The sequence below is a fragment of the Paenibacillus glycanilyticus genome, from assembly GCF_023715145.1.
GTDB lineage: Bacteria > Bacillota > Bacilli > Paenibacillales > Paenibacillaceae > Pristimantibacillus > Pristimantibacillus glycanilyticus_A.
In genome coordinates, this window is the sequence record NZ_JAMBNP010000006.1 from 97,571 (window position 1) to 111,366 (window position 13,796).

A 13,796-nucleotide genomic window follows, 5' to 3' on the forward strand; every position below is an offset into this window, starting at 1 on the left:
TCCTTTATCTTATAAAGATTATATCGGAAATTAGGGAAGCAGCCTGAATGCATTCTTGTATTCTTCATGACAAGAAAAGAAAGCCCGCGGACGTCTCCGCAGGCTTTCTTCTGCATGCTTGCATTAACGGTTCAGAAGGCTTCCGACATACCGCAGCAGCTCATTTGCGCACACCGGGCAATAGCCGTGCTCATCAATCAGGCGTTTTGTTACTTCGTTAATGCGCTTCAGTTGGCTTTCGTCCGGCGTTTTGGTCGAGGTCGTGATTTTCACGATATCCTTCAGGTCGGCGAACAGCTTCTTCTCAACCGCTTCGCGCAGACGCTCGTGACTTGTGAAATCGAACTTCTTCCCTTTCCGCGAATACGAGGAAATCCGGATCAGAATTTCTTCGCGGAACGCTTTCTTCGCATTCTCGGACACGCCGATCTGCTCTTCAATAGACCGCATCAGGCGCTCATCCGGATCCATCTCCTCGCCGGTCAGCGGGTCTTTGATTTTGGCCCAATTGCAATACGATTCAATGTTGTCGAGATAGTTCTCGAATAAAGTCCGGGCGGACTCTTCAAAGGAATAAACAAACGCCTTTTGAATTTCCTTCTTCGCCAGTCCGTCATACTCTTTGCGCGCTACCGAGATGAAGTTCAGGTATCTCTCCCGCTCCTCCTTCGTAATCGAAGGATGCTGGTCAAGTCCGTCCTTCAGCGCCCGCAGCACATCCAGAGCATTGATACACTGCATATCCTGCTTGATCAGCGCACTCGATATGCGGTTAATAACGTAACGCGGGTCGATACCGGACATGCCCTCTTCAATATACTCGTTTTGCATTTCCTTCAGGTCAGCTTCCTTGAAGCCTTCGACCTCTTCCCCGTCGTACATTCTCATTTTCTTCACAAGGTCCATGCCTTGCTTCTTCGTTTCCTTCAGGCGGGTAAGTATGGAGAAGATAGCCGCTGATTTCAAGGAATGCGGTGCGATGTGAATATGCTTCATATCGCTTTGGCCGATCAGCTTCGTGTAAATCTTCTCTTCCTCAGACACTTTGAGGTTGTATGGAATTGGCATTACAATCATACGCGATTGAAGCGCCTCGTTCTTCTTATTGCTGATAAACGACTTATACTCGGATTCGTTCGTATGCGCAATAATCAGCTCGTCGGCCGAGATAAGCGCAAACCTGCCCGCTTTGAAATTCCCCTCCTGCGTCAGCGAGAGCAGGTTCCACAGGAACTTCTCATCGCATTTCAGCATCTCCTGGAATTCCATCAGCCCCCTGTTCGCCTTGTTCAGCTCGCCGTCGAACCGGTAGGCGCGAGGATCGGATTCCGAACCAAACTCCGTAATCGTCGAGAAGTCGATACTGCCTGTCAAGTCGGCAATATCTTGAGACTTCGGATCGGAAGGGCTGAATGTGCCAATCCCCACCCGGTTCTCCTCGGACACAAGCACGCGTTCAACGATAACATTCTCGATATCCCCGTCATATTCAACCCGTAGCCTCATTTGGCAAGAAGGGCACAAGTTCCCTTCAATGCGGACACCTAGCTCCTTCTCAATCTCTGGACGAAGCTCATGCGGGATCAAATGCAGCGGCTCTTCATGCATCGGGCAGCCTTTAATCGCGAATACAGCACCACGCTCTGTTCTGGAGAATCGCTCCAGCCCTTTCTTGAGCATCGTTACAATGGTTGATTTGCCGCCGCTGACTGGTCCCATCAGGAGCAGGATCCTTTTACGGACATCCAGCCTTCTTGCCGCCGAATGGAAGTATTCTTCCACCAGCTTCTCTACAGCCCGGTCGAGCCCGAATATTTCCTGCTCGAAGAACTTGTAGCGCTTCCTTCCGTTATTGTCCTCTACTCCAAAGGATTCAATCATCTCATAGACGCGCGCGTGCGCAGTCATGGCCGGGGTTGGGTCCTCTCTGAGCAATTGAATATACTCTCTGAAAGACCCCGTCCATGCAAGCTTCTCACTCTCTGTCTGATACTCCGATATTCGCTTGAAAATGTCCATGCCGTGCCTCCTCCCATCGCTTCCGCAATCCGCTCGTTTTCATTCCGCCCGGGATTATCTCTACATCATTGATCGTGTGGACCAACTTTTTTACTGAAGTATTACAATCCTATGCTTAGTTATGTAGGAAATTGACCACTATTTTAGTCGGCAATCCGGCAAATAACGACAAGCATTTGCTATAATGATGGGAGAAAGAGGGGAATTAACATGGCGGTTAACAAGGAAGAGGAGCTGTATAGCCCCATCAAAACCTATTACGAAAAGCAGGGCTTCACTGTAAAAAGCGAGGTTCTTCACTGCGATCTTGTAGCGATGAAACCCGATGGAAGCGAAGCGGTTGTTGTCGAAATGAAAAAAACGTTCAACCTCGCTCTGCTGCTGCAGGGGATTGAACGTTTGCGCATAAATGATCAAGTTGTGCTCGCCGTGGAGCGCAACCGCAAGAAAAGCGGGGCTCATAACCAGCGCTTCAGCGATATTACGGAGCTGTGCCGGATGCTTGGTCTCGGCCTGATGACCGTTACCTTCTTCAAGACCAAAGCTCCGCTTATCGAGATGCTGTGCGAGCCCGGCGAAATGCCAAAGCGCGGCATTCGCAGAACCCGCCAGGCGCGGCTGCTTAGGGAATTCCGGGAGCGCAGCGGCGATTACAATGTGGGCGGCAGCACCGGCCGGAAGCTCGTCACCGCCTACCGGGAGAAAGCGCTTCGCGGTGCCTATGCCATGCAGCAAGCCGGCATTTTGTCTCCAAGCCAGCTGGCGGCGCTGACCGGCAATCCGCAAAGCGCATCCATGCTGCGCAGCAATTATTATGGCTGGTTCGAGAAGGTTGGACGCGGCCAATATCATTTAACGGCAGCCGGAGTTTTGGCTTTAAGCGAATACGAAGAAGTTATCGCCGAATGGAAAGAGACTTTCACCCTCCCGCCGGCCCCCGAACCAAAAGCACCTAAACGATCGAATGGCAAGAAAAACTCATCCGTTAACTACGTGCAGTAAACTCACGAATCGCTTCAGCCAAGCGCTCAACGCCAAGCACCGTCCTCACGCCTTTATTATGGGTGAAATTAAGCCGGGCGGTGTTGCGCTTTGGATCATAAGCGTAAAAGGCGCTGCCCGGCACGAAGGCTACGCCCTTCGATACGGCAGCCCGCAGCAGGACTTCCGCATCCAGTCCGCGCGGAAGCTCTACCCAGAGGAACATGCCTCCCTTTGGCTCAATCCAATGAAGGCCTTCAATATTCTGCGCCTTAATCAGATTCTGCATCTCGCGCATCCGCTCTCCATACGATTCGGAAATGACCCGGATGTGATCATCAAGCGGGAAGTGAGCCAGCAGCTGGCTTAATATTTGCTGGTCCATCGTGCTGGATTGCAAATCCGCAGCCTGCTTTGCTTTTGCAAGCATTTTTATGACACGGACATCGCCAATCGCCCAGCCGGTACGAAGCGCAGGGGCAACCGTCTTCGAGAACGTGCTTGTATAAATAACGCCACCGCTTCCCAGCTGCTGATCAAGAGCAAACAACGTCGGGTATGTAGCCTTCTCCTCATATTTCAATTCACCATAAGGATCATCTTCAATAATAGGCACTTGATGGCTGACACAGATTTGAAGGAGCTGCTGTCTTCTCTCCAGACTCCAGACATTCCCGGTCGGATTGCCAAAGGTCGGCACGGCATACATAAACTTTGGTTTATGTTGGCGAACCAGACGCTCCACATCCTCCGGAATCATGCCATGCTCGTCACTTTCCGCCGCGATAACCTTGAGTCCATGCAGCTCAAATACCTGGAGGCAGGCCAAATAGGTCGGACGCTCAACAAGCACCGTATCCCCCGGCTCGGTTAGCACCTGCACTAACAGGCTGATCGCCTGCTGGGAGCCTGTTGTAATGATCATTTCCTCAGGGGTCACATTCATTCCCTTCTGAGCCATGCGGATACACAACTGCTCGCGCAGCGGGAGATAACCCTCCGTCAGACCATACTGCAGGGCACTTGCTCCCGCCGAGATCGCACGGTCGGCCGCTTCTCTTACGGCCTGTACTGGAAATAACTCTTCTGCCGGCAGCCCGCCGGCGAAAGAAACGATATCCGAGCCTTGCGTCAGCTTCAGAATATCCCTTACGACCGAGGACTTCACCTGCGTCATTCTGGATGCAAAACGAAATTCCATTTTTACCGTCTCCTCCCACATTTATAGCCATGATTTGTACTGCCATTATTGTCGCATAATAGAAAGAATCCATGCAATAAAACTCGCTTTAAACGTTTTCTTTTTCCTAAAGCTTGGTTATAATGAAGCTAGCATATCGGAGGTGTCCACACAATGTCTATTACTTTCGTTATTGTTATGACAGTCTTTATTTTGTTCCTGACTGCCATCTTGACGTCTTCGTATAACGACGACAAGACAAAAGGCCTTTAATAAGGCCAAAAAAAGAAGCCTCTCCTGTAGCGTTGACGCGTAGGAGAAGCTTCTTTTTTTATACACGGTATGTTTTATTAGTGCTGTTATGGATGATTTCCGATTAACGGTTCTGAAGCTGTCCCATCTCATGCATGCACGGCTCGCACAAATAACGGTCCTTGAATTCCTTCACATCTTCCATAGATCCGCAGAACACGCATCTTGGACGATAGCGTTCCAATATAATATGGTCGCCTTGCACTAAAATCTCAACAGGATCCCCCTCATTCATTTGATACCGTTTACGAAGTGATTTAGGAAGGACAATACGTCCGAGTTGATCCACCTTTCTAACCACACCTGCTGGTTTCATCTCTTCACCTTCTTTTGTGTCTGGATTTGTAAGCTAACTCTGTGAAAACATTGCACAATAGACTTTCGATGGTCGCTCACGAATTCCTTCCCAATCAAGGATAATCCTTAATATCATGCAAATTCAGTCCATACCTGGGAACTGATTCTGGCGCAAAGCCTCGTACACGATAATAGCCGCCGAATTCGAAAGGTTCAGCGATCTGACGTCACCCGTCATCGGCATCCGCATGCAAGTATCCAGATTCGCGTCAATCAGCTCCTGCGGAAGTCCCTTTGTTTCTTTCCCGAATACGAAGAAATCTCCGTCCCGGAAATCAAACTCCGTATACACTTTACTCGCTCTTGTACTTGCATAAAAGAATCTTCCGTCAGGATTTGCATCCTGCAGCTCCTTGAAGGAATCATGATATTCCACATGAACGGCATGCCAATAATCCAGACCCGCGCGCTTAAGAGTGCGGTCATCGGTCTGGAAGCCAAGAGGGCGGACAAGATGAAGATGTGCACCCGTTGCTGCGCAGGTGCGTGCGATATTGCCCGTGTTTGCAGGAATTTCCGGTTCAACCAATACGATATGAAAAGCCATAACTGTACTTACCTCACATTCTATGTCATTATACACGATTCATTGCGTTGCCGCATCAGTGCTTGGGAGACAATTTTTACATTAGGTTAACGTACTCTTAATCTCCGCATAAATTTTGCCCTTCATAATGAAGACATCATGTAGGAGGCAAAAGGAGAATAGATACGATGAAAAAGAAAATATTGGTCGTCGATGACGAGCCTTCCATCTCCATGCTTATCGAATTTAATTTGAAGCTCGCCGGTTATGATGTCCGGTGCGTAAGCGATGGCGAGGCCGTATTCGAGATGTTAAAGCCGTTCCGTCCTGACCTGATCGTACTTGACTTGATGCTTCCGAAGATGGATGGTATTCAAGTATGCCGTGAGTTGCGCAAACAAAGCAATGCCGTACCAATCGTCATGCTCACCGCCCTGCAGGATGTTACAGACAAAATCGCCGGGCTCGATAACGGGGCCGACGATTATATGACGAAGCCATTTAGCCCGCAAGAGCTGATTTCCCGTATTCAAGCGATATTCCGCCGCATTCAATCCCTGCCGGGTCAAGCCGAATCCACCACGTTCGATATTGGCCGATTAACGGTACGTCCTGAACAACGCGAAGTATTGATTGATGGCAGAACCATTGAATTGACACCTAAAGAATTTGAGCTTCTTCTCTTCTTATGTAAGCATAGAGGCAAAGTATTAAGCCGTCAGCAGCTCCTGCATGGAGTATGGGATTACCATTTCCTCGGCGATACGCGGATCGTTGACGTTCATATCAGCCATCTTCGAGATAAAATCGAGCAAAACGCAAGAACTCCCGAATATATTATGACAGTCCGCAACGTCGGCTACAAGCTTAACGCCCCTAATATGGCCGATTCTTCGCTGGCATAAACGCTTCTAAAGATGAAGACCGCCTTTCCGTAATGGAAATGGCGGTCTTTGTTGATTTCTTAGCCGTTGCGGCGCTGGAAATCAGCCATAAATTCAGCAAGCGCTTTGCAGCTCTCGAGAGGAACCGCATTGTACGTCGACGCCCGCAGACCGCCAACATCGCGGTGGCCCTTCAGGCCAACAAAGCCGTTTTGCTCCGATTCCTTCACGAACTGCTTTTCCAGCTCTTCGCTTTGCATGCGGAAGGTGATGTTCATAAGCGAACGGCTGTCCGTATGCGCGCATCCGATGTAGAAACCGTTGCTTTGATCGATCTTGTCGTAGATCAGCTTTGTTTTGTCGCGGTTGAACTGCTCGACTGCTGCAACTCCGCCTTTTTCTTTAATCCATTTCAGTACCAGGTTAACCATATATACCGAGAAGGACGGCGGCGTATTGTAAAGCGAGTTGTTCTTCGTATGGGTATCGTAACGGAAAATAGCCGGAATTGTTTTTGGACTTTCCGCAACCAGGTCATTACGAACGATAACAACCGTTACGCCGGAAGGTCCAAGATTTTTTTGCGCGCCGGCATAGATAAGACCAAATTTGTTAATATCAATAGGACGGCTCAGAATATCGCTCGACATATCTGCTACGAGCGGTACATGGCCAAGGTTCGTCGGGAACTCCTGGAACTGGGTGCCTCCGATTGTTTCATTGGAAGTCATATGAAGGTAAGCCGCATTGTCTGGAACGATAAATTCATTCACGTTTGGCATACGCATATATTTGTCGTTTTCTGACGAAGCAGCAACTAAGGTCTCGCCGACAAGTTTCGCTTCCTTCAGTGCTTTGTCCGCCCATGCGCCAGTCTTGACGTACGCGCCAACACGGCCCGGGGAAAGAAGGTTCATCGGAATCATGGCAAACTGCTGGCTAGCGCCGCCTTGAAGGAACAATACATGATAGTTATCCGGAATACCGAACAATTCGCGCATGAGGGCTTGTGACTCGTTGTTCACTTGCTCATACAGTGCGCTGCGGTGCGACATTTCCATGATGGACATCCCTGCGCCCTGATATTCGACAAATTGCTCCTGTGCCTGCTGCAGCACCTCAAGCGGCAAAGCGGCCGGTCCTGCATTGAAATTATAGGCTCGTTTCATTTCCGTTACCCACCTTTTGTTTTTGTTAAAATTAAAAGAAAGTACAAGTTTTCTTGCATGATATTGATTATGATAGCAATTTTACAGGCTTCCTTCAAGTACATTTACATAATGTTAGTGACAAAAAGTCGAACGGAGAACAAACATATGGCTGAAAATATTCGGATTTTCACCGCTATATCCATTCCTGAAAACATTACCGGACAAATCGTTAGCCAATTGCCCAATTGGAAATCGCAGCTGCCCTTTCAGCGGTGGGTAGATCCGAGGGATGTCCACATTACGCTTCATTTCATTGGCGACATGCCCTTCTCCTCGATTCCGGCGATCCAGGCTGCGATGCAGGAGACCGCTTCCCGATCATCCGCCTTCTCATTGGAGGTGTCGGAATTAGGCAGCTTTGGCCGCGAAGCTCAGCCCTCGGTCTTATGGCTTGGCCTTAAGAATTTAACTGATGAGCTTGTGCTGCTCCACCAATTACTCGGACACTCCCTTCACTCTGCCGTTGGCTATACGCCGGAGAAACGTCCCTACCGGCCGCATATCACCTTGGCTAGAAAATACACAGCGGCTCATCCTTATACAGCCGAGCGGCTTCAGGAGCTCTCCAGCAGCTTTCTACAGCATCAGACAGCGTTCGACGTCAGCAGCATAACTCTGTATCGCACGCGTTTAGGCCAAAGTCCTATGTATGAACCGCTCGCTGTTGCAGCATTCGACAAATAAAAAGCGGACCCCCGCATGGGAGCCCGCTTGAATAAGTGCGTTTCGAAATTAGCAGCCGAAATAGAGGCTGTATTCGTGTGGGTGAATACGGATCGATACCGCTTTAGCTTCGCTGCGTTTAACGGCAACATAGTTAGCGATGAACTCTTCCGTAAATACGCCGCCTTCAGTCAAGAAAGTGGAATCCGCTTCGAGAGCGTCAAGCGCTTCGTCGAGTGTACCAGGTACGCTGCGGATTTCTTTTTTCTCTTCTTCTGGCAGTTCGTAAATGTTTTTGTCGAATGGACCATAGCCCAGAGCAACAGGATCCAATTTACGTTTCACGCCGTCCAGACCAGCAAGCAGCATAGCTGCGAATGCCAGGTAAGGGTTAGCTGTCGAGTCTGGAGTACGGAACTCGATACGGCAGCCTTTTGGAGTTACCGATGCGATTGGAATACGAACTGCAGCGGAACGGTTACCTTTGGAGAATACGAGGTTAACCGGTGCTTCGTAACCAGGTACCAGACGTTTGAACGAGTTTGTCGAAGGGTTGGTCAAAGCGATCAGAGCTGGTGCATGGTGCAGGATACCGCCGATGTAGTGCATAGCCAGTTGGCTCAGGTTGCCGTAAGCGCCTTTTTCATAGAACAGCGGAGTGTCGCCGTCGAAGATCGAGGAGTGAACGTGCATGCCGGAACCGTTGTCGCCGAACAGCGGTTTTGGCATGAAAGTAGCCACTTTACCGTATTGGCGAGCTGTGTTATGAACGATATATTTGTACAGCATGAGGTTGTCAGCTGTTTTAGTCAAAGTGCTGAAGCGGAAGTTGATTTCTGCTTGACCAGCAGTAGCAACTTCGTGGTGATGACGCTCAACGCGAAGGCCAACTTCTTGCATCAGGCGAACCATTTCGCTGCGGATGTCTTGTTGTTGGTCAACTGGAGCAACTGGCACGTAGCCGCCTTTTACGGGAACTTTAAAGCCCAGGTTGCCGCCTTCTTCTTTACGGTTCGTGTTCCAGCCTGCTTCTTCGGAATCAACGAAGAAAGAAGAGGAGTTCATTGTGCTTTCATAGCGAACTTCGTCAAAAATGAAGAATTCGGACTCAGGTGCGAAGAATGCAGTAGTACCGATACCAGTCGTTTGCAGGTATTCTTCCGCTTTTTGAGCGATGCTGCGTGGGTCGCGCTCATAGCGCTCGCCGTCCGGTGTATGGATGTTACACATAATGTTCAGTGTAGGATGATCTGTGAAAGGATCAACGAATACTGCTTCAGTATCCGGCATCATTACCATGTCGGACTCTTCGATACCACGGAAACCTGGGATCGAGGAACCGTCAAAAGCTACACCGTTTACGAAAGTATCAGCGTCAACTTCTGTAGCAGGAAGTGTAATGTGGTGCGCGCGGCCAGCGAGATCCACAAAACGGAAATCTACAAACTGGATGTTGTTTTCTTGAATTGTGTTCAAAACATTTTGAACTGACATCAGATATTTCCTCCATTTCCGAACATTTGCTTAGTTGTGAACAGTTATTGTTCAATTTTCGTGCTAAACTATGAGGTAATTATAAAACTACGGTTTGGCATCGTCAATACTTATGTAAGGTATTTTTTATTCATATGTGAGGTATACTTACAAGTTTAAACATTTGTTCACAATTAAGCCTTTACATTCGATCAGAAAAGCCGGGAGGCCTTGTATATCAAGGCTTCCCGGCTTTTCTCATTAACAATTTGTATTAAATTTTCCACTCGGCGAAAGCTGCTGCCGGCTCTTTCTGAGTATTAAATTGCTTTCCGACGATTGGCGCCAGCTTCTCTAAATCCTTTAACAAATTAGCGAATTGGTCAGGGAATAACGATTGAACACCGTCACCTGTCATCGAATTGTCCGGATCTGTGTGCATTTCGACGATCAGACCGTTTGCACCTGCCGCAACGGAGGCTTTGGACATCGGCTCTACCAATTCGCGGCGGCCTGTACCGTGGCTAGGATCCGAGATTACTGGCAGATGGCTAAGCCCTTGCAGAACAGGGATAGCGGACAAGTCGAGTGTATTTCTTGTGTAAGTTTCGAACGTTCGGATTCCGCGCTCGCATAACATAACATTCGGATTTCCGCCGGCCAGGATGTATTCCGCCGCATTCAGGAATTCATCATAGGTTGAGCTGAAGCCGCGTTTCAGCAGGACCGGTGTTTGAATGGTTCCAAGCTTGCGAAGCAGGTCGAAGTTCTGCATGTTGCGGGTACCTACTTGAAGGATGTCCGCATATTCGGCACATACATCAACGTACTCCGGCGTCATAACTTCCGTGATCGTCAGCAGTCCGTGCTTCTTGCCGGCTTCCGCCATCATGATCAAGCCTTCTACGCCAACGCCTTGGAAGCTGTAAGGACCCGTACGCGGTTTGAATGCTCCGCCGCGAAGCACCTGTCCGCCGGCTGCCTTCACAAGGCGGGCGATTTCATCGATTTGCTCCGGGGATTCAACTGCACAAGGGCCGCCCATGATAACAAGGTTATCGCCGCCGATCTTAACGCCTTTGATGTCGATAATCGTATCATCGGGATGAAAGTCGCGGCTTGCGAGCTTGTAGGACTTCGAAATCTTGATGACGTTCTCTACGCCCTTCATTTGGCGCAGATGCTCGGCAAGCGTTGGCTCTGCCTTGCCGATGATGCCGATAACGGTACGGTCTGTCCCTCTCGATACATGGGCTTGCACGCCCGCTCTTTCAATATGGTTCACAATTTCTTGAATGCGCTCTTCCGCAATATTGGGGTTAGTAATAACGATCATGTCCATCTCTCCTTTTTCACTTCAACGCTTATACGCTTCTATGCTTTGTGGCTTTTATGCTTTTACTTGTTAAAGCAAATATACACGATGGACTCTTGTTTCGTCAATTATTATTTTCTTAAGCACGCTGATTGGCCGCTATGGAAGTGAATGTTCTTACCGATCTCCTCCGTCGCTGAGCTTGCTTTTCAAGAGAAAACAATAAAAAACGCAACAGAGAGTCCGATGAGCCGAATCTCCAATAATGACTACGTGATCATCTATCCTCCGTATCCTAAGCCGAAATAAAAAAACTCAACCCAGAATCCTAGAAGGATCATGGGTTGAGTTGTATTAAGCTTCAGCTGCGCTGGAAGCCGATTTGGTACGGATCGTTGGAAGGAGTTTGTTTTTGTTGACCGTACGCTTGATCTCCCACGTTTCCGGGATGGCATTGTCGTATTGCTCCAAATACGCGATTACCTCTTTGGTAATTGGAGTTGGAGTCGATGCGCCGGATGTTACGGCTACTCGCTCGACGCCCACCAGCCATTCCTGTTTGATCTCCGACACGTCGGATACACGGTACGCGGGTACACCTGCGATTTCCTGGGATACTTGAGCCAGGCGGTTGGAGTTGTTGCTGCGCGGATCCCCAACAACGATACACAGCTGCGCCTGTCCAGCTTGCTCCGCTACGGCTTCCTGGCGCACTTGCGTAGCCAGGCAGATTTCATTATGAATCTCAGCCCTTGGATACGTCTCCAGAAGCTTGCTCATAATATGACGGATATCCCATTGGGACATCGTAGTCTGGTTGGTAATGATAATACGGCCCTCAGGCACGTTAAGCTTGGAAATATCCTCGACGCGCTCGATCAGATGAACGCGGTCAGGCGCTACGCCAATCGCGCCTTCCGGCTCCGGATGGCCTTTTTTGCCGATATAAATAATATGATAATCCTCGGCAACCTTCTCCCGAATCAAATCATGCGTCTTGGTAACATCCGGACATGTCGCGTCCACGATGGTAAGACCTTTCTCGCGGGCACGGTTGCGCACCTCGGGCGATACACCGTGAGCCGTGAAGATGACGGTTCCGCTCTCGATCTGCTCCAGAATCTCAAGACGGTTCTCCCCGTCCAGCGTAATCACGCCTTCTGTCTCGAAAGCTTCCGTCACATGCGCATTATGAACAATCATGCCAAGAATATAAATTGGACGCGGAAGGTCCAAGTTCTTTGCCGTTTGCAAGGCGAGTACCATTGCATCTACTACGCCATAGCAATAGCCCCGCGGCGATATTTTAACAATTTCCATCTGCTTACACCTGCTTTCTCTATAACGAAGTTAGGCTTCGTTTCGATCCGTTCCTTCCATTATAATCGAAGCAGGCTGGGGGGAAAAGTCTATTGGCAGCCAAATGACAAACGTGGACCCTTCTTCCTCCATCGTAGTCACCTCAATCGAGCCGCGATGCTCGTCGATAATCCACTTGGCAATGGACAAACCAAGCCCGGTACCCACGGTTTTCCCGCGTGATTCGTCTGCCCGGTAGAACCGGTCGAAGATATGCGGAACCTCCTCCGGATTCATGCCGATTCCCGTATCTTTAATAATAATGCCAAGCTGATTGTCCTTGTGCACGGCACTCATCTCAATCCAGCCGCTTGGCGTATATTTGAACGCATTCTCAATAAAGATGAACAGGAGCTGCTGCAAGTAATCGGCGTTCCCGTACACCTGGTAACCGGCGAGGGCAGACAAATCCCCGATCCGCCATTCCGCGTTGCGGGGAAGCAAGCCCGCTCTTCGGCCCACTTCTTCTACAATTGGCAGCATGGGCAGCGTTGCCTTCTCCATTTCGTAACCGGCATCTGCTCTAGCCAACGCGAGGAGATCATTAACCAGAGTGGACATCCGCCGCGCTTCGGCCGAAATATCCTGCATCGCCTCGTTAGACAGCTCCCATCGCTGGGTATCAATCGCCAGTACGATATCTCCCGCTTCATCGGGGTCCAGCGTCTTGGACCACATCCGCTGCAGCAGCTCAATATTGCCGCGAATGGTGGTCAGCGGAGTACGCAGTTCGTGAGAAGCATCTGAGACGAACCGGCGCTGCGCTTTGTAAGATTCATCCAGTCCGTTATAAGCCATTTCAATGCGAGATAGCATAATATTAAGGGTGTACACCAGCCTGCCAATTTCATCCTTTGGCCCTTCGATCGGAATACGGACGCTAAGGTCGGAACCAACCTGAATTTGTTCGGTCGTGCGGATCACCCGTTCAATCGGCTGCAACGCTTTGCGGGCCAAGAATAAACCGATAGTAAAGGCAAGCAGAAGACAAATCATCGAGGATAAAATAAGAATGACGCGAAGACCCGCCAAATATTTTTCCTCGCTGGCAATAACGGTGCCTACCTGAAGCAGACCGATCAATTCCTGGTTTGCCGTATTGTTATAGATCGGCCTCTGATAAATGAGGAAAGGAACTTCCCCCTCTTTGGTCTTTAAGTTGGCCTTTACGTAACCGTAGTCCGGATCTGTCTTCGCTTCAGGAATAGGATACTTGATCCCGTTGCTTTGCAGGGCGCCGGATGCTTTGATAATGCCATCCTTATAGTTAACTAATTGCAAATAAAAATCTTTGTCCACAAACGGCGATTTTTTCTCAATGTTAAGATCCATCTGGTTCATGCCGTACTCAACTTTTAATACGTTATAATCAAGCGCCTGTTCGCGGAGCTGATCTTTCATGTCGCTGTACGTATTCATATTAACGAAGAAATAAATAGCGAGACACAATACGATTAGCGCTGCCGCAAGGATGCCGGAGAACCATAAGGTCAGACGAAGCCTGATCGTCATCTGC

12 protein-coding genes are annotated in these 13,796 nt (G+C 49.3%); 3 read left to right on the plus strand and 9 right to left on the minus strand.

The features are described 5' to 3' along the window. Positions 1-123: 123 nt before the first annotated feature. A complete protein-coding gene (locus tag M3194_RS17810; protein WP_251655433.1) occupies positions 124-2,019 on the minus strand; it encodes a PrkA family serine protein kinase in 1,896 nt (631 codons plus the stop codon). A gap of 210 nt (positions 2,020-2,229) precedes the next feature. Here M3194_RS17810 and M3194_RS17815 point away from each other — a divergent pair, with 210 nt between their 5' ends. Then, complete coding sequence (locus tag M3194_RS17815) at positions 2,230-3,021, plus strand: DUF2161 domain-containing phosphodiesterase (protein WP_251655434.1); 792 nt, start codon at positions 2,230-2,232, stop codon at positions 3,019-3,021. Here the strand turns inward: M3194_RS17815 and M3194_RS17820 are convergent. The 3 genes from M3194_RS17820 to trmL all read right to left on the minus strand — a co-directional run bounded on the left by M3194_RS17820 (position 3,005) and on the right by trmL (position 5,396). Beyond that, positions 3,005-4,201 (minus strand): aminotransferase-like domain-containing protein, encoded by a 1,197-nt coding sequence (locus M3194_RS17820; protein ID WP_251655435.1) that lies wholly within the window; start codon positions 4,199-4,201, stop codon positions 3,005-3,007. The genes M3194_RS17815 and M3194_RS17820 overlap by 17 nt on opposite strands. Positions 4,202-4,556: 355 nt before the next feature. Continuing rightward, positions 4,557-4,808: an AbrB/MazE/SpoVT family DNA-binding domain-containing protein gene (locus M3194_RS17825; RefSeq protein WP_251655436.1), complete on the minus strand. Its 252-nt coding sequence runs from the start codon at positions 4,806-4,808 to the stop codon at positions 4,557-4,559. 123 nt (positions 4,809-4,931) lie between these two features. Further along, positions 4,932-5,396, minus strand: a complete 465-nt coding sequence (gene trmL / locus M3194_RS17830) for a tRNA (uridine(34)/cytosine(34)/5-carboxymethylaminomethyluridine(34)-2'-O)-methyltransferase TrmL (RefSeq protein WP_251655437.1) — start codon at positions 5,394-5,396, stop codon at positions 4,932-4,934. 167 nt (positions 5,397-5,563) lie between these two features. Here trmL and M3194_RS17835 point away from each other — a divergent pair, with 167 nt between their 5' ends. Further along, positions 5,564-6,280: a response regulator transcription factor gene (locus tag M3194_RS17835; RefSeq protein WP_251655438.1), complete on the plus strand. Its 717-nt coding sequence runs from the start codon at positions 5,564-5,566 to the stop codon at positions 6,278-6,280. A 59-nt stretch (positions 6,281-6,339) separates the two neighbouring features. On the opposite strand, the gene serC is transcribed toward M3194_RS17835, so the two are convergent. After that, complete coding sequence (gene serC, locus M3194_RS17840; protein WP_251655439.1) at positions 6,340-7,428, minus strand: 3-phosphoserine/phosphohydroxythreonine transaminase; 1,089 nt, start codon at positions 7,426-7,428, stop codon at positions 6,340-6,342. Positions 7,429-7,575: 147 nt separating this feature from the next. On the opposite strand from serC, the gene thpR reads away from it, so the two are divergent. Continuing rightward, complete coding sequence (gene thpR / locus M3194_RS17845; RefSeq protein WP_251655440.1) at positions 7,576-8,154, plus strand: RNA 2',3'-cyclic phosphodiesterase; 579 nt, start codon at positions 7,576-7,578, stop codon at positions 8,152-8,154. Positions 8,155-8,202: 48 nt separating this feature from the next. On the opposite strand, the gene glnA is transcribed toward thpR, so the two are convergent. From glnA to M3194_RS17865, 4 genes are all read right to left on the minus strand, one after another. Then, a complete protein-coding gene (glnA, locus tag M3194_RS17850; RefSeq protein WP_251655441.1) occupies positions 8,203-9,627 on the minus strand; it encodes a type I glutamate--ammonia ligase in 1,425 nt (474 codons plus the stop codon). 253 nt (positions 9,628-9,880) lie between these two features. Continuing rightward, positions 9,881-10,942 carry a 3-deoxy-7-phosphoheptulonate synthase gene (gene aroF, locus M3194_RS17855; RefSeq protein ID WP_251655442.1) on the minus strand — a complete coding sequence of 354 codons (1,062 nt, stop codon included), beginning with the start codon at positions 10,940-10,942 and terminating at the stop codon, positions 9,881-9,883. A gap of 333 nt (positions 10,943-11,275) precedes the next feature. After that, positions 11,276-12,241, minus strand: a complete 966-nt coding sequence (locus tag M3194_RS17860; RefSeq protein WP_251655443.1) for a 4-hydroxy-3-methylbut-2-enyl diphosphate reductase — start codon at positions 12,239-12,241, stop codon at positions 11,276-11,278. Positions 12,242-12,271: 30 nt separating this feature from the next. Continuing rightward, positions 12,272-13,792, minus strand: a complete 1,521-nt coding sequence (locus tag M3194_RS17865) for a sensor histidine kinase (RefSeq protein WP_251655444.1) — start codon at positions 13,790-13,792, stop codon at positions 12,272-12,274. Positions 13,793-13,796 lie beyond the last annotated feature (4 nt).